Below are 21,041 nucleotides of genomic sequence, written 5' to 3' on the forward strand. Positions count from 1 at the left end.
GAAATTTAGCAGCATTATTAAAAATGATGTGTTTATGTAGTTAATTTAGAATGGCAGAATACTTATAGGAATGTATAGTTTAGAATTAAGCTCCATGCATGAACTTCTGCCGGTCTAACAAAACTTCTTCTGTTTCTCTATGATCAGGATCATCAATACAGCAGTCTACCGGGCATACCGCCTTACATTGAGGCTCTTCATGAAACCCCTTACATTCGGTACATTTTCCGGATACAATATAATAAACATCATCAGAAACCGCCGGATTATAGGTTGCTGCGTCTCCTTCTGTACCATCCGGGAAGTTAATATGACCCGAAAGTTTCGTTTTATCCTGCCAACGCCAGTCGATGGCTCCTTCGTAAATGGCTGAATTAGGGCACTCAGGTTCACAGGCACCACAGTTGATGCAGGCATCTGTTATTTTAATAGCCATATGCTTTATTTTTAAAATGTTGTAAAAAAGGGATTCCTTCAACGTACTGTTTTAGAAATCCCTACTAAACTTAATTAAAACAGTTCCAACAATTTATTACATCATAAACTGTGCAAACTTGTATTTTGAATCTGTTAATTTGCCGCAATTTCTATGGCAAGGCCATCCATTTGGGCTGTCAGATAGATTTGACAGGCTAACCTGCTGGTTTCATTGGAAGTAAAGAGTTCCGAAAGAAGTGCATCCTCCACATCACTTTTTTCAGACAATGATGCTGCATTGTTCAGAATAAAACAATGACAGGTGGCACACATCGCCATTCAGCCGCACATGGCTTCCATAGGGAGTTCATAGGCTTTACAGATATCTTTTAAAGTGAGTCCCATCTCCAGTGGGCAGATCAGGGTATATTCAATACCGGTCTGATCTGTCACTGTGATTGTAATTTCATCTTTCATGGTTATTAGTCAATTGTTGCTACTACTTGCTTTTCTGCCTGCTTCTTTGTTCCGTCAAAACCTTCGATGCCGCTTACCGTAGTATATTTCAGAACAAACTTTTTATTAGGATTCAGTCGCTGGTAAATGCTTTGGCAGGCAATAGCCGCTTCATGGAACCCACATAAAATCAGCTTCATTTTAAAAGGATAGGTATTAATGTCTCCTACAGCATAAACCCCACCGATATTCGTCTGGAAATCTGTGCTGTTATCCACTTTAATGGCATTCTTTTCCAGTTCCAGCCCCCATTCTACTAGAGGGCCAAGCTTAGGAACCAATCCAAATAAAGGAATGAAATAATCGGTATCAATAGTTTGAATAGCACCTTCTTTTTCTACTACAATTTCCTGTAGTGAACCTTCTCCTTTAATACCGATAACTTCTGCCGGAGTAATCAGATTGATCTTTCTTTCATGCTTTAATTTTTTCACTTTTTCTACAGAATCCAGAGCTCCTCTGAATTCATTTCGCCTGTGAATTAGTGTTAATGAGGAAGCTATTTCTGCTAAATGTATCGTCCAGTCCAGGGCAGAATCGCCACCACCGGCAATCACCACACGTTTTCCGGCATAATCCTCCGGACGTTTGATGAAATAATTGACACCGCAGTCTTCATACAAAGAAATATTTTCAATAGGCGGTTTTTTAGGCTCGAAACTTCCGAGGCCTCCGGCAATAACAACCGCCTTAGCTCTGTGTTTTGTCCCTTTATCGGTAATCACTTCAAATAAGTTTTCTTCCAGCTTCAGAAGATGTACAGCCGTTTCATAAAGGGTAAATCCGGGTTCAAACTGTTTGATCTGTTCATATAAATTATCAACCAGTTCACCAGCCAATACACTCGGGAATCCGGGAATATCAAATATGGGCTTCTTGGGATATAATTCTGATAACTGGCCTCCCATCTGTGGCAATGCATCAATAATATGGCAGTGCATTTTGAGAAGGCCGGCTTCAAAAACCGTAAATAACCCTACAGGGCCGGCACCAATGATCAGTATATCTGTTTCTATCATGTTATGATTGGTTTATTATCTTTTTTTCAATTTTCTTTGTGGTGGCTATGTTGATAAGCTTATCCAGTTTACTGGTATAGAATGCTGAGATCTGTTTAGGATTTTCATTATCAAATAAGAAAGTTCTGAGAATCGGAACACTGAAGGGAAGCGGCCATGCCCGTAATGACTTAGCAATAGCATCCATCGCATTAATTCCCTGCATGGCCTGTAAACCATCTGCCCAGCACACCAGTCCTATAGTTTTGTCTGTAAGATAAGGCTCATAAGAATTGGCAGTTACTTCCAGCCAATCCAGGCAGTTTTTCATCACTCCCGGAATGCTTCCGTGATAGAGTGGGGCCAGCCAGAAGTGAAAATCAGCATCCTGAAATAGTTGAGTCATTCGTTCCACAGCCAAAGGGGTTTTGGTGAGTGTGACATCAAATAAAGGAATCCCGGAATCTGCGAGCGTAAAAATATCAGTGCGGATCCCGAGCGCTTCCAGCTGTTCTGATAGATAAGCAGAGATCAGTCCGGAAGTAGACTCTGTTCTTCTTTCCAGAGATCCGTTGAATATGATTGCTTTCATTTTGTTTTATTTTTTGAAAATTACTTTTGGAAGTCCTATTTCGCCGTACATCAGGCTTTTCACCAAAGGTTTTAAAAGTTCAGTAGCTAATACATAAAGGGCCGGATCATGAGAATTACTTGCTCTCACAACAACTTTCTGATCTTTAAAATGTTTTAGATCTGCATAGGTCATACGGCGTTTCCAAAGATCAAGCAATACCGTTTCGGCACTCTTTAAATCTACATAAACGGCATACGGGGATAGCTTTTCCATAAGAAGCATATAGGCCCAAGGGGGAATGATAGCATCAGTAGAACAAATAATTCCGACAGCCTTGTTTTGATACACAGAATAATCTGCTGCCGAAATGGATTCTTTAAATTCCTTTTCCTTGACAATCATTCCCATAAAAAGATGGTCTTTAATATCTAATTCTACAATTTCTGTAGTGGGCTTATAATCTAAAAAGTCAAAAGCAATAATGCCTGAAGCAGCTGCTTTATTGACGAAAACCTGAGTATCCATTGCTTCTGTTTTATCCTGAAATATTGTGTATTATCTTATTTTTGAAAGAGCTTCTTCATATTTTTTCTCTACCGATGTCCAGTCTAATACAGACCAGAATGAATCCAGATAATCTGCTCTTTTGTTCTGATAAGCCAGATAATAGGCGTGTTCCCAAACATCAATTCCAAGGATTGGAAAGCCTCTGTTCACCGGAAGAACATCCATCATAGGATTGTCCTGATTGGGAGTAGAGCTTACCGCAAGAGAACCATTGAATTTTACAAACAACCAGACCCAGCCTGATCCGAATTGTCCAAGCCCAGCCTTTTTCATTTCAGCCTTAAGTTCATCCAGGCTTCCAAAAGTGGAGATGATCGTTTCATTCAGTTTTCCTTCGGGAGTTAATTTGGGTTGAGGAGAAAGGATTTCCCAAAATAAAGAATGATTGAAGTGCCCACCGCCATTATTTCTCACTGCCGGACTGTATTCGCTGATTCTTTGTAGTAAAGAATTGAGATCCGGATTGGTTTCATTGGTTTGTTCCAGTGCTGCATTCAGGTTATCTACATAAGCCTGATGGTGACGCTGGTGATGAATAGTCATTGTATTTTTATCTATAAATGGTTCCAGCGCATCATACGCATAGGATAACTGAGGTAGTGTAAATGGTTTCATTGCATTTATTTTTAATTAATGTAGGACAAAGGTAGAAATTTATTTTAATAAAACAACTTATTGGTTGTTTTATTGATTTGGAAATTTTTATTTTTAATGTATTGTAAAACAGTGTTTTGATTTGTTTATTTGAAGATTATAGAAAATGACTATCTTTGTTGTTGAAAAATAAAACAACCTAAATATTGTCAAATGAAGAAACCGGCAGGAGATCGCATTCTGATGTTTTTAAAGATGAGAGGGGAAGCCACTTCACTTCTGATTGCTAAAGAGTTATCCATCACAAAAGAAGGAGCGAGAAAGCATTTGCTAAACCTTGCAGAAGCCGGATTGATTGAACCGACAATGAAAAGTGAAGGAGTAGGCCGTCCTTCTACTTACTATACTCTTACAGATAAAGGTTTGGCGCAGTTTCCGGATACTCATGCGGAAGTAACGGTTCAGCTTTTACAATCTGTAAAAAATCTTTTGGGAGAAAATGCACTGGATCTGTTGATTACCGATCGTGAGAAGAATACCTATGAACGTTATGAAAAGGCTATTTCTAAGACTAAAACCCTAGAGGAGCGTCTTGAAGTTCTTGCCGAAGCCAGAAGCAAAGAAGGGTATATGGCAGAATGGAAAAAAGAAGGCAAAGAATATTTTCTGATTGAAAACCATTGTCCTATTTGTGCTGCTGCTACGGAATGCCAGGGATTTTGCCGGGCGGAACTTTCAAATTTTCAATCACTGATTGGGAGTGAATATACCGTGGAAAGGGTAGACCATATTATTTCAGGAGGACAGCGTTGTGTGTATAAAATAAGTCAGTAATATTTCATCATTAAAATTTATTTTCAATATGGCTCTAAAGGCAGTAATTTTTGATATGGACGGAGTTCTTGTGGACTCAGAAGGTTTCTGGGCAAAAGCAGAACGGGAAGTATTTTCATCCTATGGAGTTCAGATCACAGATGAGCTGGCTGCACAGACGAAATATATGACTACGAAACAGGTAACAGAGTTCTGGTATGGGCGATTTCCTTGGGAAAACCTTGATGTACCTACTTTGGAACAGGAAGTAGTCTCCAGAGTTATTGAGCTCATCCGATCTGAGGACTGTACCATGTCCGGAATTCAGGAATTTATTAAGGATATTAAAAGTAAAGAATATAAGATAGGGCTGGCTACGAACGCTCCTTTACGTGTTGCCGATGCTGTTCTTGAAAAGCTTCAGGTTCGGGATTATTTTGATACTGTTCACTCCTCCGAATTTGAAGAGCAGGGCAAACCTTATCCTGCTGTATATCTTAGTTCTGCCCGGCAATTGGGAATCCCGCCTGAATATTGTATTGCCATTGAAGACAGCCATTCCGGATTGAAAGCGGCTAAAGCTGCCGGGATGAAAACTGTTGTTTTTACCAATAATGTTGAAATCATAAACTTTGAGCATGCAGATTATAAAATCCTGAATTTTGAATCAGCTCAGCTGCCTGCCTTCTAAATGGGTAGAATATTTACTTTCATTTTCTTCCTTACAATCAATATTTCGTAAGAATTTCCATCAGCATCAGAATAGAAATTAATTTTTTGGAAGATTGATAATCCGGATTGAGCTGTTCTCGGATTTCCCCCAGAGCCTTACTCAGTTTGTTGCTTACAGTTTTGTTGCTTATCCCCAGTTCTTCTGCCGTTTCCTGAACAGACATATTTCTTCGGATTCTCATTTCATACACCTGTTGTTCGGTGGGGGGAAGCTGTGAAACCACTTTATCAATCATGGATAATAAAGCACTGATTTCATTTTCTTCCAGAATTTCAAAATACTCAGTGTCTGATGCATCTATTTCTGCAGGGATATCAAATTCATCAATACTCAATGTTGGAGGTATTTTTTTAAAGCTGTTGTAGTAATCCAGAATCCGGTAATGCAGATGCCGAAGCAGATAGCCTTTTGCACTTCCTGATTCATCCGTTTGTATCATCTCTGTATTCTCAAGGATCTTTATCCATAAATTCTGAAGCAGTTCTTCGGAAACTTCCTTATCCTTTGTCCGCACAAAAACGAAACGGTACAAACTATCCCAGTACCGGTCATACATCAGCATAAATGCAGGTCTGTCACCTGATTTTATTTTCTTTAATAAAGTAGAATCTGTTAGGCTCATATTACTGCAACAAAATTACCTAAAGGAAAATTAACTTTTTGTGAACTTTAATTATGGTAAGGTTAAATATTTCTGATGAATATCCCTTAATTGTGAATTTAATGTTTAATAAATGTAAAATAGATTGAAAAATCTCAAGACGGTGATATGAATATGAACTGAATGTTAAAAATGCGTTGGGGAAGTTTCTCATTTTCATAGTCTTATTGATAGAAGTATCGGTGAATACTATGAAATATTTTATGAAACGTTTTAATTATAAAAATATCGAGGCCTTTGTTTTCAGACTCTGGACACGTGAAGTTTCAGAGGAAAAGATCTCTGAAAAAGAAAAGGAAATTTTAAAGAAATGGCAGACTCTTGCAGAAAAAGATCTGGATGAAGTTCATCTGCAGGAATCTAAAAAAAGAGTGCTGAGTGGCTTGGAGCATTATTTCGTTCCTTATGAAAAAGCAGAATACAGAAATAGGTTTCAGAAGAATGTCTATAAAATTGCCGCTGTCATTATTTTGCTTTTGACATTGGGCGGAGTTTTCACTTATCATACATTCATTAAGCCGGATGTTTATCTTGCTGTATTGGAAAACAGGACCGTTCATCTGGAAGACGGATCTGTAGTAACCTTATTACCCGGAGCAGAACTTACGGTAGCAAAATCATTTCCTGCCTCTACCAGAGTAGTCAATTTAAAAGGAGATGCTATTTTTTCCATAGCCAAATCTAAAACTCATCCTTTTATTGTTCATGCTGAGGGTTTCAGTACGAAAGTATTGGGAACGGTATTTAAAGTTTCCCAATCCGGGAAGAAAAAAGCAGTAGATCTTTATGAAGGAAAAGTGGCCGTATCTTCAGCGGGAGTACCTGTTTCTTATCTGAAACCCAATCAGAAATGGACGAATCTGGGGGTTGCCCGTACAACAGCTATTATTTCATTTGCTCCCGATGGAGTTTCAGGAAAGCAGCATCCTAAGTTATTGTCTTTAAGTTTTAACGATGTTTCTCTAAAAGAAGTGATTACAGTGCTGGAAGGCAATTATGGTACAAAAATTCATTATCCGAAAGAAGCTGAAGACAAAAAGATTACAGCAGATTTTACAGGAGGAACTGTGAGCGAAAATATAGAAGCATTAGCCTTTATCCTGGGGTTTGAAGTTCAGAAAAACGATAATGCCTACATCCTGAAATAATAACGATCAAAAAACAAATAATCAGATAATCTTAATGAAAAGAGAACACTTACGTATGAAAAGTTTGAAATGTGGTTTTACCATAGCAGCCTTATTTTTTACTGTTGCAGCAGAAGCACAGGAATTGGTTCAGAAAGTGTCATTTTCTGTTCCAGCAAGCAGACCATTAATTGAAGTTTTAGAAGAGTTTGCCGGAAAAACAGGGATGAGACTGGCCTATTCAAAATTTGATATCAAAGAGCTGAAGGTAAAAGGGATAAAATGTGAAAATTCTACGATCAATAGTTGCCTGAAAGATATTACCAATGGACTTCCTGTAGTATATCGTTTACAGGGAGATCTTATTTCAATAAAATATGAAGGATCTGTTAGTTCTGTACCGGGAAACGGGCGTATATCAGGGAAAATAGTGGATGAAGTGGGAAATCCAGTTGCAGGAGCAGAGGTGAATATTGCAGGGAAAACAACGGTAACAGATAATAATGGAGATTTCTCTCTGGATCTTCCTTCGGGACTTTATAATATGATGGTGAAAGCGCCTAAATATAATACGCTTCGGGTTGAAAAACTATCAGTCATCAATAAAGAAACAAATACGGTTTCATTTGCATTAAACAGAGCGTCTGACAAAATTACAGATATTAAAGAAGTAGTGGTTACAGCAACCCGTAAAGCCGATACCCAAGCGGGATTATTGGCTCAGCAGAAAAAAGCAGCCCAGATGAGTGACGGAATTTCTGCCGAACAGATTTCTAAAACCCCTGATAATGATGTGGGTGGAACTTTGAAAAGAGTAACCGGAATTACCACTATAGATAATAAATATGTAGTCGTAAGATCTATGGGAGAAAGATGGAATACTGCAGCAATGGATGGAATCAACCTGCCGAGTACGGAAGCCTACAATCAGAATTTCTCTTTCGATATTATTCCTACATCAATGGTGGAAAGTGTTGTTGTAAGTAAAACGGCAACACCGGATATGAATGCCAGTTTTGCAGGAGGTTTTGTAGAGGTAAGAACCAAAGATATTCCCAACGAAAATTTTACCACTGTAAGTATGGGAACTTCTTATAACGATCAGTCTGCTTTTAAAGAATTCCTGACCCGCAAGCGTGGAAAATATGATTATTTCGGGTACGATGACGGAACAAGAGATTTTCCACAGGGTCTTCAGGCTATGAACTGGACCAATCCGATGTTTTTTGAACAATCCAGCCAGTTTAAAAATGACAACTTCACAAATTACAAGACAAGAGGAGATATGGGTTCTAATTTGCAGCTTGCCTTGGGAAGAACTTACGCTCTTAAAAATAATAACAAATGGGGCTTTGCCGGAGCATTTATTATGAGGAACGAACAGAATAAACTTGATATCGATCATACAGGAAGGGGCAACTGGCAGGATACAACAGGGACTGCTTTTGATAGCAATGGTAAAATGCCTTTTTATAATTTTAAAAATTCAGGAGCTTCCTATAATTATAATTCTACGGTGGCCGGAATGTTGAATTTTGGGTTGCAGTTAGGCCGGAACAGATTTTCATTCCGTAATTCGTATACCCATATCTATGATAATACCCTAACAAGAATTACAGGGTGGGATGAGTATACCAGTGGAAGTGGTTCAGCCGAAGCGGCAGAAGCTTCGTACAATTATTTCTATCATGGAATAGTTCCCAATAATGATCCGTCAAAAATAGCGTCTTTAGACAAACCTTTTACAAATAATACAGTTTATCCTGTTTATCAGATGTTTTTACAGAATAAGCTGGAAGGTAATCATAAGTTCGGAAATATGGAAGCTAACTGGTTTGCTGCCAGAACAGGAGTTTCATCAGATACTAAGGATTATACCCAATACAATACTTTATATAAATTTATAGGACGTGAGATCCTGAATTATCATGTAGCCAATAATTCTGCAAGTGATTTTGCAAGAGGATTCATTGCCAGCAAAGAAACAGATTATAATTATGGAGCTTCTTTTAAATGGAATTTCGACAAAGAAAATTTTAAAAATGATATTAAAATAGGATATGCCGGAGCTTCAAAATCCAATACCAATCAACAGCAGAAATTTTTATTGAGAGTAGATGGAAAAAGGATAGTTCCGAACCCTGACTTTTTGGAAATGTACGGATCTCTTGCCAGCTGGTTTGATGGCTCTCATTATGCACCCGGGGGAATAGGATGGGAGACCAGGCCATTGTATGTTGATGGTAAATATGAAGGAGAAGTTGAGCAGCATGCTATGTATGTGATGTTTGACAACCGCTGGAAAAATAAATTCAGGTTAGTCTGGGGATTACGTGCAGAATATTTTCAATATGACCTTGTTTCTCAGCAAATGGAATCCAGAGACTCCAATAATTTCCCCAAAACGGGCATAGATGATAAGCCATGGCAATGGATGCCTTCAGCCAATTTTACTTATAGTCCCACCAATAAAATAAATCTGAGATTAGCCTACAGTAAGACTGTAATTCGTCCCCAGTTTAACGAACGAACCGGATTGCCTTATTTTGATCCGATTGCTAATGGGCAGATATTCAATACCCATATGGTATCGTCTACAGTTAATAATTACGATTTTAAATTTGAGTGGTTTCCGGGATTAGGGGAAATATTTTCAGCAGGGTTGTATTACAAAGATATTGATAGACCTATTGAAAGAGAAGGATACATTACCGGCGAAGGAAATTTACAGCTCTACAACGGAAATTCTAAAAATGCAAAATTGAAAGGATTTGAAGCAGAAGTTAGGAAAAATCTGGGCTTCATTGCAGCCAATCCTTTCCTGGAAAAGCTCTTCATCAATGGAAATTTCACCTATAATATTACAAAAGTGACAGCCTTTAAAGATAAAGCAAAAACAACAGATCAAGATGCCACCTATGAAGTAGACAGACCTCTTTATGGGCAAACTCCTTACGCTTATAATGTAGGATTAATATATGATGGAGAAAGATTAGGATTCAGCTTTTTATATAATGCTAAAGGGGATCAGTATATTACTGTAGGATATGCTTATAACGGAGAAGAAATCCAACGTCCTTATGCTGTAGCTGATGCACAGATCTCATATAAATTCTTAAAAAACAGGAATTTGGAACTGAAGCTGAATATAAGGAATATGTTCAACAGGGTAAAGGAATATTATAACAACTTCAACTCTTATCTAGGATATACTGACAATACAGGGAATAAGACTGCCAGAGAATTGCAGGAGCTTGTACCCGGTGCTACCACTAAATATGATAAAGATATTGATAAGATTGTATTTCGTGCTTACAGTGGAAGAATATTCGGGTTAAGTGTCAACTATACATTTTAAAAGTTTATTTGAACTTTTGTAAAGATAAAAGAGCTCTCTATATAGAAGTGTACAGGTTTCGGAAACCTGAAAAAAGCTTCGGAATAATACTGATGATGCGCACAGCAGTACCGGATCAATCAAAAACCGAACGCTATGGCCTTTTCCCGGAAAATAGCGGCTCAATAGGGAACTCATACAGCTCAGCTCCTCATGGTCTGTAGGAGGTAAACAATAACCAAATCGCAGAAATATAGAGGCGGATATTTCTGAATATTAAAAACTTCCGGTCATCAAAATAAATAACCGGATCTATCAAAAATTATAACAATGAAAAGATTAACTCTAATTGCAGCTGCTGCATTATCTCTTACAGCTTGTCAGAACGATCATTTAGCAGATTCTTCCACTCCTTTTGAAATGAAATCTACTTCAGCTGAATATCTTACAGCTTCTGCACTTCCTGTTACCAAAGTGAGTGGACCTATTACTTCCAATACAACGTGGAGCGGAGTCATTGAAATTGACGGTACGGTAGCCGTTAAAGACGGAGCAACCCTTACGATCCAGCCTGGAACCTTCATCAAAGCAAAACCTAATGCAATAGGGGAAGGTTCGGGAATCCTTGTTATTACGAAAACAGGAAAAATCAATGCTACAGGAACTGAATCTCAGCCTATTGTTTTTACAAGCTACAGACTTTTAGATGGAAATGAAGATACTACAGCTACTCCGGGAGATTTCGGAGGGGTAATTCTTTTGGGAGATGCGCCTACCAATGTACCTTTTACAACAACTGTAGAGGGTCTTCCTACGAATAATCCTGAATTTTATTTTGGTGGAACAACTTCCGGACATAATGCAGGGATCATGAAATATGTGCGTATCGAATTTGCAGGATATGATTTCGTAGGAGCTAATTCCGGAAACGAAGTTAATGCTTTGACTTTAGCTGGTGTAGGAAGTGGAACTACTTTAGATCATATCCAGGTATCTTACGGACAGGATGATTCTTTTGAATTTTTCGGAGGAACAGTAAATGCTTCCAATCTTATTTCTTTTGCTGCAGAAGATGATAATTTCGACTTTGACAACGGATATACAGGAACTATTACATGTGCTCTTTCTTTAGCTGATTACAATTCATCGCACACAGTAAGCGGAGGAAGCCCTGACTCTAACGGTATTGAGCTTGATAACAATGCTACAGGTACATCTACTGCATTAATCACAAACCCTGTTATCAATAACCTTACTATTATTGGAGCTAAATTCGGAGCTGCTGGACAAGGAGCTGCTTACGAAAACGGTATCCATATCAGAAGACATGGTAAATTAACTTTAAACAATGCTGTAGTAACAGGATATCCTGTAGGAATTAAAGTAGAAAATACTGGATCTGAGCTTTCTTCACTTTCAAACTTAGCTTCAATTCAGGTACACGGATTTACAACTTCTGTTACAGGAAATGGTACGGCAGGAATCCCAACGGCTAACCTTCTTACAGGAAGTACAGCTGCATTATGGGGAATGAACCAGCCATTCTTTAACGAAGGAAGCTGGAATGTATCTCCAAGAAACTGTGGTGGATTCCAGGGAGCTTGGACAAAATACAATTTTGCCATTGTAAACTAACAAACTATAAAAGCAGGGAACGGCTTATACCCATTCCTTGCTTTCTTTTTCTTTAAAAAAATCTTAATAATCAGTATCATGAAAAAAATAATTTTATCATCTGTTCTGTTTTTATCTCAGCTGGCTACAGCACAAACTCTGGTATGGGGAAATACTTTTGATACTCCCGCTGATCTTCAGGGATGGACATTCCATGATCTGAATGCTAATAACAACGGGTGGATTCAAGGAGCCAATATTTATCATAATGGTACTTCTTTAACCTATGGAAGTGCCGGTGTTTTAAGACATTCAACAAACCTGGTTCCGACCGGAAGTGCAGCAGGATTCGGGACTGAAGATGACTGGATTATTTCTCCTGAGATCGATCTTACAAGTGCATCAGGAACAATTCAACTTACTTCTTCTATTGGAAGACAGAGAGCTTCCCATACTATTGTGAGCAGAGATCTTTATATCTATGTAAGTACCCCTCAAAAACAAGTTCCTGTTTTAGCCGATTTCCAGGCGATGACGGTAGACGGATCAGGAAATTATCTTCAGAGTCCCTATAAAATACAGGTGGGTTCTTCGTTAAATCCTTTTCCGGCAGATCTTACTCAGTTTGTAGAAAGTCTTGTAGATCTTTCAGCTTTTGCAGGAAAGAAAATTTATATTGGTATGTGGGCCAACAGAAATGCCAGTGGGAATAATATCATGAATATCAATATTGATGAAATGGCTATTTATGCCACATCAAATACCTTGAGCACAAAGGATGTAAAAAAGAAAGAAAATCTGACGAAAATTGCAGAAAACCCGGCAAAAGAGTACTTACAGCTAAAGCTTAACCCTGCACTAAAAGAAAATAAGACAACAGTTTATCTTTATAATGCAGCAGGACAGAAAGTTCTTGCCACTCAGTATTCAAAATCAATCAATATAGCGAATTTATCAGAAGGAGTATATATAGTGGAAGTAACTGATGGAAAGGCTACAGAACGTTTAAGCTTTATTAAAAAATAAACATTTTGTTTTTAAAACCGACCATGAAACAAAACATGACATTTTAATACATCATAATGGATAGCACTTTTGAAAAAAGAAGCTGTCCAGAACATATCCAACTAGTTTTTTATAATTGTGTATTGCCCTGCACAATAAGCGGGGCAATATTTTTAAGTTCAAAATAATATAAAAGATGAATAAGATCTTTGCACTGCTATTATGTATCCTATTATTTTCCTGTACAGACAATACTGTGATGGAGAGATATGATGTGGCACAAAAACCCGGAGAAGTGAATATCAAAGGATTTTCTAAACCTGATGTACTTCAGCTGAGGTTCAATGGAGAACCTGTATCTATTGACGGGAAAACCTCTTATACCAATAAAATAGAAACCACGCTTCAGTTTGTTCTGGATCAGGGAGAGACCAACAGGCTGGCAATATATAATAATGAGACTGGGAAACAAGTGGTACAGTATAATATTACTTATGATAATGTAGAAGATTTTAAAAAGTTATATTTCTTTAATCTTCCAGGAATTTTCCTGCAGGCCGAGGCTATCAAGCCACAGGTGAATCTGGGGAAGATAGGTTTTGAATTTATTTTCCCGAATCTGGGTGAGTTTTCCGGATCATCCCTTAAAAATGTAAAAGGAGTTTTAAAAAGAGAAAACGGTGTTGTACTGGCAGAATTTGATAATATCGGGAAAGACAGCTTTACGCCTGTGAAGATATATAATTCCTTTGGTACAGCAGCACCTGTATACCTTGAACTGTACAAGCCGGGAACTACAGAACCTTATGCTGGATCTGCAATCATTAAAGTGAAAATAAAGCAGGATATGGGTGCTAATATGATTGTACTTCAGGAAAAATCAGAAAATGGAGTATGGGTAGTAAAAGGAGATGTAGATGTGGCAGAATATTTATAATCAGGGATGAGAAAATTTTTAAAATTTCAGTTCATAGCCATTATTATCATTTTTATTTCATGTGCGAATAATGATGATAATGCTCCTGTTTTTCCTGAAGGAAGCACAGAATCCGTTAATCTTTGGGTACAGGATAGTTTGAAACGGTATTATTATTGGGCAGATCAGATGCCGTCTAAACCGGACTATCACCTTCCTGTAAAAGATTTTTTTAAAAGCCTGCTCGCCCCTCAGGATCGTTTCTCCTTTATTGTCAATACTGAGGATCCTTCCAGTTATCCACGTTCTATCCGTAATATGTATGGTTTCGATTATACTGTTATCCAACAGGCAAACGGAGAAGTGATAACGGTTATTAAATTGGTTCTGAAAGATTCTCCGGCATTCAATGCCGGTCTTGAACGGGGAATGATTATTACTAGAATTAACGGGAAAACAGTAACAGCAGGGAATGCAGAGTCCATAACTTCAGCTATGAAAGATCTCACCGTTTTGGATCTTACTGTAGGAAATTGGAATAATGGAGCCATTACTGATGAAAAGGAGATTAAAGTATATTATGGATTATCCTTTGAACAGCCGTTATTGTCCAGAATATTCGAGAAAAACGGTAAGAAGGCAGGCTATCTGTATATTTATGATTTCCCGGATGGAATGACCCAGAAACTCAGCCAGAAATTTGCCGAATTTAAAGCTGCCGGAGTACAGGAACTGATCCTCGATCTCCGGTACAATTACGGTGGATCGGTATCAGCAGCAGCAGCTCTTTGCTCTCTGATTCCTTCCGGAATAACATCTGTTTCTCCATTCATTACGTTTAAAGGAAATAAAAACGGCGGTGAAGTAAAAAGAACATTTTCTCAACAGATCGCTTATGATCCGAAAGCTCTTGATTTTAATACTTTACGTACAAATGCTTTAGGCTTGAATAAAGTGTATATTCTGACTTCAAACAGTACCGCTTCTGCGGCGGAAATAGTCATTAATAATCTGAAGCCCTATCTTCAGGTTATTCAGGTAGGAGATATTACGTTAGGAAAAGATATGGCAGGATTTACGATAGAAGACAGACGTAAGCCCCAAAAAATCCGTTGGCAGATGCATCCGGTAATTTATAAAGTATATAATGCCAATGGCTCCGGAGAGTACAGTAACGGAATTTTGCCGCAAGTTTCTGTTAATGAATATGCTGTATTGCCTTTGTTGCCTTTAGGTGATCGCAATGAAACTCTTATTTCTTCCGTGCTAAACGGATCTTATTTTAAATCTGTAAACGATGAAACATCTTCTGGGGAAGTTAAGATCTTGTATCAGAGTGATGTTCCGCCTATAGCCGTTGGCAAAGACTTATAACATTTAACTTAACAGATCCATTAAAGAAAAATTAAAACCATGCAGGGAATAGAACCAAAACTTCACACCAGCCTCACCAGTCGTATAGAATACTATCGCCTTCTGATAGAAGCCGCAGATGATTCTGAAACCCCTTCATCCGATGTGGCAACACAGATTGCTGAATTGGCCAATCTGTATGAAGAATACCTGATTAATAAAAAGAACCTTGAAGAAAGCATCAAAAAATATAGAGCTTATCATAACGACCTGAGAAAGAAACTAACTGTGAGGCTTCGTGAAATTAAGAGAAAGACGAGACAGAAATAATGCATTTTAATTCTTACTTGCGGTTGTTTTTTGAATTAAAGAATGGCCAATTATCTTCGGATGATCTTTAACATCGGCTTTCTCTGCTTATTTTATTCCAAAATTCATACATTTATAAGATCAAGTTGAAAGAGGATGCTTTTATGAATGGTAATGAGACCGTACTTTCCGATTATTTACAGATGTTTTGGCAGTTTTCCTGGCCACAATGGATCGTGTTTAGCCTGATTAGCAATGTTTTTCTGTATTTATTTTCAATTGGATTGTGTGTTTTCATTGATAAAACCTGCCGTAAAAGTCTATTGCAGGAAAAAGATCATCCTGTTTCTGCATCAGATTTTTATCTAAGCCTTTTTACCGTTATCTGTAACAGTCTTGTCATGCTGATAGGCGTGTTTTTGTGGAAGGATGGCTGGATTGAGCTGGACAATTCACAATCAGGTATGAGGATCGGCCTGGAAATTATAGCATTACTTCTTTTCATGGATCTATTCATGTACTTCTTTCATTATGCCGCCCATTTACCTTTTGTCTATAAAATGATCCATGGAAAGCACCATGAGCATGTAAGTACCAATTATCTGAGCCTTTTTGTTCTTCATCCTTTTGAAACTATAGGTTTTGGACTTATGATGCTGGTTTTGCTTATGTGTTATGATTTTTCTGCGATTTCCATATCTATTTATCTGTTTATTAATCTTATTTGGGGAACCGTAGGGCATTTGAATCGGGAATTTTTTCCTGCCAGTTTTGACCGATTTTTGGTGGGAACCACTAGGTTTCATAACCAGCATCATTTGGATGAAACAAAGAATTTTGGGTTTTATACCTCTATCTGGGACAGGCTATTTGGGACCTATAAATAGGAGAGTAGGGGCATTTTTAGCTGATAAATTCTTTCGCATATTTTGCTGAGAATCTTTGATTCTCTTGCGCCTTACAAACAGGTGATATTAATAATTCTTTGCGCCATTGCGTTTTTCAACCTAAAAAAGTCTCGCAGATTTTGGCGATTACGCAGATTTTTAACCGCCGCGAATACACGAATATTTTTAAAATCTATTGTATTTTCTATGTGCTTAATGTGATGAAATTTAAATTGTTCTTAACCACATAGCTACATAGAATATTTTATTTATCAGAAGATGGCAGCTCATTGCTGAGTGAAACGCCCTTGCGAACTTTATATCATTACTATGAAATAAATCTTTGCGCCATTGCGTTTTTCAACCTAAAAAAGTCTCGCAGATTTTGGCGATTACGCAGATTTTTAATCGCCGCGAATACACGAATATTTTTAAAATCTATTGTATTTTCTATGTGCTTAATGTGATGAAATTTAAATTGTTCTTAACCACATAGCTACATAGAATATTTTATTTATCAGAAGATGACAGCTCATTACTGAGTGAAACGCCCTTGCGAACTTTATATCATTATTATGAAAGAAATCTTTGCGCCTTTTGCGTTGGAAATAACCATTTTCATTACTAATTTTCATTCAATTCTTTGGCTTCATCCCAGCATGCTGCACAAAGGATTTTATAATCACAATTGGTGAACCAGTCTTCCTGGTCCTGATCTGTTTCAATCTGTTTCTGGGATGCTTCACATGTATTACACCAGGCATCAGGGCGGCCAAGGTCAGCATCATCAAATTCATGAAAGCCCACAGGAATTCTATCCAGAAGGCTATGGGCAAGATGGGTACACAGCAACCCTATTTCCTGTTTCCCGTGCAGAGAACATTCAGTATATTTTTTTGACATTTTTAGTGAATAAAATTTTAGGTGTATTCAAAGCAGATTACTGCCTTTTTGATGGAATCATCATGGAATAAAAAAATCTGATCTGCCGCATTTTGCTGGAAATCATATCCTTCAATACAGCCGATATAGTCTAATAATTTATCATTCAGGGCTGGCTTGTTCGTGAGATTTTCGCCGCCAAAATCACTGTCTTCAAGGCTCTTTTTTTCAATATTAAGCTCTTCAAAGATACCATGTAATTTTTTTTCTGCTCTTTCAACCATATACTCAGAATCTTCATCTTTTTCAAGATCTTCAACGGTTAGCTGACGAAGTCTTTCCAGTCTGCGGATATCATCTACGGTAAGTCCAGGTCTGTAAGAGTATTTATCATACAGTTTTCCATGCTTATTGAAATAGGCTTTCTTCAACTGGTACATGGCTTCATTCATATTGTATTCAATTTCCAGCTCAGAAAATTCCTCACCATATTGTTCAGGCATGATCTCTGTAGAAGTCTGGAAATAATTCCAGTCGGCATCGAATTTATATTTGCCATCAATGATGTCAAAGCCCAGCATATCTGCTTTCGTAAACTGAGTATAATACTCTTCACGCTCTTCTCCTACACAGCCATCATAGATTTCCTTTACAGAGACAATATGAAGCCATTCATTTTTGGAAGGATCAAGCAGTTGGAGGTTAAAAGAGCAAATAGGGAGGAAGTATTTTTTGTGGTTTTCCAGATCTTCATAAAATACATCTTCATAAGCCGGGAAAAGTTTAATCAGTTCACTCATAGAGTTGAAATTAATTTTTTAATAATTTAGTGTGTTCAAAAATACAATTAATTACAAGGATTCAAGAGGATTAAAGTTTAATTTCACTCAGGACCTTGCTTAACAGATTGTTAAATTGTTCAAGTTCAGCCGGGCTAAGTATCACCATAGTTTGTCGGGTAATTTTTTTTCGGAATGTTTCAGAGTTTTCAATTACAAATTTTCCTTTTTCAGTAGCAGAGAGTATGAATTTTCTGCGATCTGTCTCATCCTGTTCCTGAGTAATAAAATCATTGTTGATAAGGGGTTTCAGCTGCTTTGAAACTGCTGCCGGAGTGATTTTAAAGGCGGAAGCGATCTCTTTTCCTGTTGATCCTTTTTTACGCAAGACAAATTCAATGATGTTATAATGGGATGCTGTTATACCATTGATATCTCCCTTGTTCATGTGGGCAAGGATAAGGCATTGGAAATCGGTAAAAGTATCAAAAAATTTTTTTTCAATGGGTTTCATGGAATAAATTGATTAACTTAGTTAACTTTTAACAAAGTTAATGATTTAAAATGGAAAACATAGAAATTACAAAGGCAAGACAGAATAATCTCAAAAATATTTCCATACAAATACCCAAATATAAGATCGTTGTTTTTACGGGAGTATCAGGTTCTGGGAAATCTTCTCTGGTATTTGAGACCATAGGAGCAGAGGCACAGCGTCAGATTAATGAAACACAGAACAGTTTCATCAGGAATCGGTTACAGCATTACGGAATCCCGGATGTAGATAAAATTGAAAACCTGAATGTTCCTATTATCATCAATCAGAAGAGATTGGGCGGAAATGCACGTTCCACAGTAGGAACCGCGGCAGATGTTTATGCTTCTCTGAGGCTCTTGTTTTCAAGAATGGGACATCCTTTTGTAGGGTATTCCAATGTGTTTTCGTTCAATAACCCGCAGGGAATGTGTACTGAATGCGAGGGGTTGGGTTTTGTACAGACAGTGGATATTAAAACCCTTATCGATCAGACAAAATCTTTAAATGAGGGAGCAATTCAGTTTCCAACCTTTCAGCCCGGAGGATGGCGTTTAACAAGATATACACAGTCTGGCTATTTTGATAATGATAAAAAGTTGAAAGATTTTACTTCCCAGGAGTTAGACATTTTGTTATACGCAATAGAGCATAAACCTAAACATCCGGATGAAAATTGGGGGAAAACTGTAAAATATGAAGGAATTATTCCCCGAATTGAAAAAACATTTCTAAAAAAAGATTCCAAAGAAAACCTGACAAGAAAAGATGCTTTGCGTAATGTGGTGGTCACGAAGGAATGCCCATCCTGCCAGGGAAAAAGGTTGAATGAAAAGATTTTGAGCTGTAAGATCAAAGGTAAAAATATAGCAGACTGTACAGCGCTTTCCATTGATGAGCTATTGGAGTTTATCAACAGTCTGGAATCAGAAGCTTATGAAGTAATTATTAAAGAACTTTCCGGAAAGCTGCAGAATATCATTAATATCGGTTTACAGTATCTTACACTGGAGCGAAGTACCAACACACTTTCAGGAGGTGAATCTCAACGGATAAAAATGGTGAAAAGTTTGGGAAATAGTCTCGTAGACTTGCTCTATATCTTTGATGAACCAAGTATTGGTTTACACCCTAAGGATCTTGAGAATATTAATCACATGATACAACAGATCAAGGATAAAGGCAACTCTGTTTTGGTAGTGGAGCATGATCCGGATGTTATCAAAAGGGCCGATTGGATCATAGATATGGGACCGGGCTCAGGAAAAAATGGCGGTGAGGTAATTTATGAAGGCGATTTTACCAATTTAAAAAAATCTAAAGGAAAAACAGGGGCTTATTTTAAGAGAAAGACTGCTATTAAAGGCTTGTACCGAAAGCCTAAAGGTTATCTTGAGATCAGAAATGCTAATCTCCATAACCTTAAAAATATAAGTGTCAATATCCCGGTAGGGGTTATGACTGTTGTTACCGGCGTAGCGGGTTCCGGAAAAAGTACTTTAATTAATCATGTTCTGCCTGCATTTTATCAGGATTTAACGGTGATAGACCAGTCTTTGTTTACAGCAAGTAACCGCTCTAATCTTTTAACCTATTTAAACCTCTCTGATACTGTACGAAAATTGTTTTCAGAATGTAATCATGTTTCGGAAAAACTTTTTAGCCGGAATAGTGAAGGAGCCTGTAAAAATTGTAAGGGATTGGGAGTGGAAAAGATAGATTTAGCTTTTATGGATGATATAGAACAGCCATGTGAAGTATGTGGTGGTTCCGGGTTTGATCCGAAAGTTCTTCAATATCAATATCATCATCAAAATATTGTTGATGTAATGAATATGACGGTATTAGAGGCAAAGGATTCTTTTACAGATAAAAATATTGCCAAAAGCATTGATCTCCTGATAAAACTGGGGCTGGATTATCTGACATTAGGGCAACGGCTGGATAGTTTTTCCGGAGGCGAAAGGCAGCGTTTGAAACTCACCAGAGAACTGAAGAATACGAATCAGATTATTGTGCTGGATGAGCCAAGTACAGGGCTTCATCCAAGCGATACTCAAAAGCTGCTGTCTTTTTTTAATGATCTTGTAGACCAGAATAATACATTAATTGTTATAGAACACAACCTGGACATTATTGCTCAGGCTGACTGGATTATTGATATCGGTCCAGGTGCCGGAAAATTTGGCGGAAAAGTTCTGTTTGAAGGAACACCTGAAAAATTATTGAAAAATAACATCTCTTATACTGCGGAATTTTTGAGAAAACATATTGAATAAAAATAAACCATTAAGACTTTAAAGAGGACAAGAAAAATGAAGATTAAATCTTTTGATTTTAAGTATATTTCCACCTTCAAGCGAAGCTTATCTTAATCCTTCTTAAACCTTTATTAATCCTAATGGTTTAGAGTAATTATCTAAA

The 21,041-nt window shown here is 37.5% G+C and carries 21 protein-coding genes; 11 read left to right on the forward strand and 10 right to left on the reverse strand.

From position 1 onward, the window contains the following. Nucleotides 1-85 precede the first annotated feature (85 nt). The 6 genes from CHSO_RS10945 to CHSO_RS10970 all read right to left on the reverse strand — a co-directional run bounded on the left by CHSO_RS10945 (nt 86) and on the right by CHSO_RS10970 (nt 3,687). Entirely contained in the window at nt 86-436 is a 351-nt protein-coding gene (locus CHSO_RS10945) for a 4Fe-4S dicluster domain-containing protein (RefSeq protein ID WP_045495836.1), read from the reverse strand. Between the two features lie 134 nt (nt 437-570). Beyond that, nucleotides 571-705 carry a hypothetical protein gene (locus CHSO_RS25595; RefSeq protein WP_232509184.1) on the reverse strand — a complete coding sequence of 45 codons (135 nt, stop codon included), beginning with the start codon at nt 703-705 and terminating at the stop codon, nt 571-573. A 194-nt stretch (nt 706-899) separates the two neighbouring features. Continuing rightward, nucleotides 900-1,952 carry an NAD(P)/FAD-dependent oxidoreductase gene (locus tag CHSO_RS10955; protein WP_045495838.1) on the reverse strand — a complete coding sequence of 351 codons (1,053 nt, stop codon included), beginning with the start codon at nt 1,950-1,952 and terminating at the stop codon, nt 900-902. Between the two features lies 1 nt (nt 1,953). After that, on the reverse strand, nt 1,954-2,523 hold the full coding sequence (locus CHSO_RS10960) for an NADPH-dependent FMN reductase (RefSeq protein WP_045495839.1): 570 nt from the start codon (nt 2,521-2,523) through the stop codon (nt 1,954-1,956). Between the two features lie 6 nt (nt 2,524-2,529). After that, the gene (locus CHSO_RS10965) at nt 2,530-3,030 is read right to left on the reverse strand and encodes a DUF2480 family protein (RefSeq protein ID WP_045495840.1); all 501 of its coding nucleotides are present in this window, start codon (nt 3,028-3,030) and stop codon (nt 2,530-2,532) included. A gap of 30 nt (nt 3,031-3,060) precedes the next feature. Next, complete coding sequence (locus tag CHSO_RS10970) at nt 3,061-3,687, reverse strand: superoxide dismutase (RefSeq protein WP_045495842.1); 627 nt, start codon at nt 3,685-3,687, stop codon at nt 3,061-3,063. Between the two features lie 192 nt (nt 3,688-3,879). Between CHSO_RS10970 and CHSO_RS10975 the strand changes: the two genes are divergently transcribed. Continuing rightward, nucleotides 3,880-4,500: a helix-turn-helix transcriptional regulator gene (locus CHSO_RS10975; protein WP_045495844.1), complete on the forward strand. Its 621-nt coding sequence runs from the start codon at nt 3,880-3,882 to the stop codon at nt 4,498-4,500. Nucleotides 4,501-4,528: 28 nt separating this feature from the next. Next, nucleotides 4,529-5,170 (forward strand): hexitol phosphatase HxpB, encoded by a 642-nt coding sequence (gene hxpB, locus CHSO_RS10980; protein WP_045495847.1) that lies wholly within the window; start codon nt 4,529-4,531, stop codon nt 5,168-5,170. Nucleotides 5,171-5,207: 37 nt separating this feature from the next. Here the strand turns inward: hxpB and CHSO_RS10985 are convergent, their stop codons facing one another. Beyond that, the gene (locus tag CHSO_RS10985) at nt 5,208-5,834 is read right to left on the reverse strand and encodes an RNA polymerase sigma factor (RefSeq protein WP_045495849.1); all 627 of its coding nucleotides are present in this window, start codon (nt 5,832-5,834) and stop codon (nt 5,208-5,210) included. Between the two features lie 242 nt (nt 5,835-6,076). Between CHSO_RS10985 and CHSO_RS10990 the strand changes: the two genes are divergently transcribed. From CHSO_RS10990 to CHSO_RS11025, 8 genes are all read left to right on the forward strand, one after another. Continuing rightward, the gene (locus CHSO_RS10990) at nt 6,077-7,021 is read left to right on the forward strand and encodes a FecR family protein (protein WP_232509185.1); all 945 of its coding nucleotides are present in this window, start codon (nt 6,077-6,079) and stop codon (nt 7,019-7,021) included. A gap of 55 nt (nt 7,022-7,076) precedes the next feature. Next, nucleotides 7,077-10,358, forward strand: a complete 3,282-nt coding sequence (locus tag CHSO_RS10995) for a TonB-dependent receptor (RefSeq protein ID WP_052480567.1) — start codon at nt 7,077-7,079, stop codon at nt 10,356-10,358. 309 nt (nt 10,359-10,667) lie between these two features. Then, nucleotides 10,668-11,972: a hypothetical protein gene (locus CHSO_RS11000; RefSeq protein WP_045495854.1), complete on the forward strand. Its 1,305-nt coding sequence runs from the start codon at nt 10,668-10,670 to the stop codon at nt 11,970-11,972. 78 nt (nt 11,973-12,050) lie between these two features. Then, entirely contained in the window at nt 12,051-12,977 is a 927-nt protein-coding gene (locus CHSO_RS11005; protein WP_045495855.1) for a T9SS-dependent choice-of-anchor J family protein, read from the forward strand. A 175-nt stretch (nt 12,978-13,152) separates the two neighbouring features. After that, nucleotides 13,153-13,893: a hypothetical protein gene (locus tag CHSO_RS11010; protein WP_232509186.1), complete on the forward strand. Its 741-nt coding sequence runs from the start codon at nt 13,153-13,155 to the stop codon at nt 13,891-13,893. A 6-nt stretch (nt 13,894-13,899) separates the two neighbouring features. Further along, complete coding sequence (locus CHSO_RS11015) at nt 13,900-15,246, forward strand: S41 family peptidase (RefSeq protein WP_052480568.1); 1,347 nt, start codon at nt 13,900-13,902, stop codon at nt 15,244-15,246. Between the two features lie 39 nt (nt 15,247-15,285). Further along, a complete protein-coding gene (locus CHSO_RS11020; RefSeq protein WP_045495856.1) occupies nt 15,286-15,555 on the forward strand; it encodes a hypothetical protein in 270 nt (89 codons plus the stop codon). A 143-nt stretch (nt 15,556-15,698) separates the two neighbouring features. Continuing rightward, entirely contained in the window at nt 15,699-16,421 is a 723-nt protein-coding gene (locus CHSO_RS11025) for a sterol desaturase family protein (RefSeq protein ID WP_045495859.1), read from the forward strand. 624 nt (nt 16,422-17,045) lie between these two features. Here CHSO_RS11025 and CHSO_RS11030 read toward each other — a convergent pair. The 3 genes from CHSO_RS11030 to CHSO_RS11040 all read right to left on the reverse strand — a co-directional run bounded on the left by CHSO_RS11030 (nt 17,046) and on the right by CHSO_RS11040 (nt 18,596). Continuing rightward, nucleotides 17,046-17,324 (reverse strand): hypothetical protein, encoded by a 279-nt coding sequence (locus CHSO_RS11030; protein WP_045495861.1) that lies wholly within the window; start codon nt 17,322-17,324, stop codon nt 17,046-17,048. Nucleotides 17,325-17,341: 17 nt separating this feature from the next. Continuing rightward, nucleotides 17,342-18,103: a hypothetical protein gene (locus CHSO_RS11035; protein ID WP_045495863.1), complete on the reverse strand. Its 762-nt coding sequence runs from the start codon at nt 18,101-18,103 to the stop codon at nt 17,342-17,344. Nucleotides 18,104-18,173: 70 nt separating this feature from the next. Further along, the gene (locus CHSO_RS11040; RefSeq protein ID WP_045495868.1) at nt 18,174-18,596 is read right to left on the reverse strand and encodes a MarR family winged helix-turn-helix transcriptional regulator; all 423 of its coding nucleotides are present in this window, start codon (nt 18,594-18,596) and stop codon (nt 18,174-18,176) included. A gap of 50 nt (nt 18,597-18,646) precedes the next feature. On the opposite strand from CHSO_RS11040, the gene CHSO_RS11045 reads away from it, so the two are divergent. Continuing rightward, nucleotides 18,647-20,896 (forward strand): ATP-binding cassette domain-containing protein, encoded by a 2,250-nt coding sequence (locus CHSO_RS11045; protein ID WP_045495870.1) that lies wholly within the window; start codon nt 18,647-18,649, stop codon nt 20,894-20,896. Nucleotides 20,897-21,041: the final 145 nt, after the last annotated feature.

Source organism: Chryseobacterium sp. StRB126 (assembly GCF_000829375.1).
GTDB lineage: Bacteria > Bacteroidota > Bacteroidia > Flavobacteriales > Weeksellaceae > Chryseobacterium.

Bases quoted from the DNA above. Each gene is read 5' to 3' on its own strand.
- CHSO_RS10965 (WP_045495840.1), bottom strand. From the start codon at position 3,030: ATGGATACTCAGGTTTTCGTCAATAAAGCAGCTGCTTCAGGCATTATT.
- CHSO_RS10960 (WP_045495839.1), bottom strand. From the start codon at position 2,523: ATGAAAGCAATCATATTCAACGGATCTCTGGAAAGAAGAACAGAGTCT.
- CHSO_RS10995 (WP_052480567.1), top strand. From the start codon at position 7,077: ATGAAAAGTTTGAAATGTGGTTTTACCATAGCAGCCTTATTTTTTACT.
- hxpB (WP_045495847.1), top strand. From the start codon at position 4,529: ATGGCTCTAAAGGCAGTAATTTTTGATATGGACGGAGTTCTTGTGGAC.
- CHSO_RS11010 (WP_232509186.1), top strand. From the start codon at position 13,153: ATGAATAAGATCTTTGCACTGCTATTATGTATCCTATTATTTTCCTGT.
- CHSO_RS11045 (WP_045495870.1), top strand. From the start codon at position 18,647: ATGGAAAACATAGAAATTACAAAGGCAAGACAGAATAATCTCAAAAAT.
- CHSO_RS10955 (WP_045495838.1), bottom strand. From the start codon at position 1,952: ATGATAGAAACAGATATACTGATCATTGGTGCCGGCCCTGTAGGGTTA.
- CHSO_RS11000 (WP_045495854.1), top strand. From the start codon at position 10,668: ATGAAAAGATTAACTCTAATTGCAGCTGCTGCATTATCTCTTACAGCT.
- CHSO_RS10975 (WP_045495844.1), top strand. From the start codon at position 3,880: ATGAAGAAACCGGCAGGAGATCGCATTCTGATGTTTTTAAAGATGAGA.
- CHSO_RS10985 (WP_045495849.1), bottom strand. From the start codon at position 5,834: ATGAGCCTAACAGATTCTACTTTATTAAAGAAAATAAAATCAGGTGAC.
- CHSO_RS10945 (WP_045495836.1), bottom strand. From the start codon at position 436: ATGGCTATTAAAATAACAGATGCCTGCATCAACTGTGGTGCCTGTGAA.
- CHSO_RS11005 (WP_045495855.1), top strand. From the start codon at position 12,051: ATGAAAAAAATAATTTTATCATCTGTTCTGTTTTTATCTCAGCTGGCT.
- CHSO_RS11035 (WP_045495863.1), bottom strand. From the start codon at position 18,103: ATGAGTGAACTGATTAAACTTTTCCCGGCTTATGAAGATGTATTTTAT.
- CHSO_RS11020 (WP_045495856.1), top strand. From the start codon at position 15,286: ATGCAGGGAATAGAACCAAAACTTCACACCAGCCTCACCAGTCGTATA.
- CHSO_RS10990 (WP_232509185.1), top strand. From the start codon at position 6,077: ATGAAACGTTTTAATTATAAAAATATCGAGGCCTTTGTTTTCAGACTC.
- CHSO_RS10970 (WP_045495842.1), bottom strand. From the start codon at position 3,687: ATGAAACCATTTACACTACCTCAGTTATCCTATGCGTATGATGCGCTG.
- CHSO_RS11015 (WP_052480568.1), top strand. From the start codon at position 13,900: ATGAGAAAATTTTTAAAATTTCAGTTCATAGCCATTATTATCATTTTT.
- CHSO_RS11025 (WP_045495859.1), top strand. From the start codon at position 15,699: ATGAATGGTAATGAGACCGTACTTTCCGATTATTTACAGATGTTTTGG.
- CHSO_RS11030 (WP_045495861.1), bottom strand. From the start codon at position 17,324: ATGTCAAAAAAATATACTGAATGTTCTCTGCACGGGAAACAGGAAATA.
- CHSO_RS11040 (WP_045495868.1), bottom strand. From the start codon at position 18,596: ATGAAACCCATTGAAAAAAAATTTTTTGATACTTTTACCGATTTCCAA.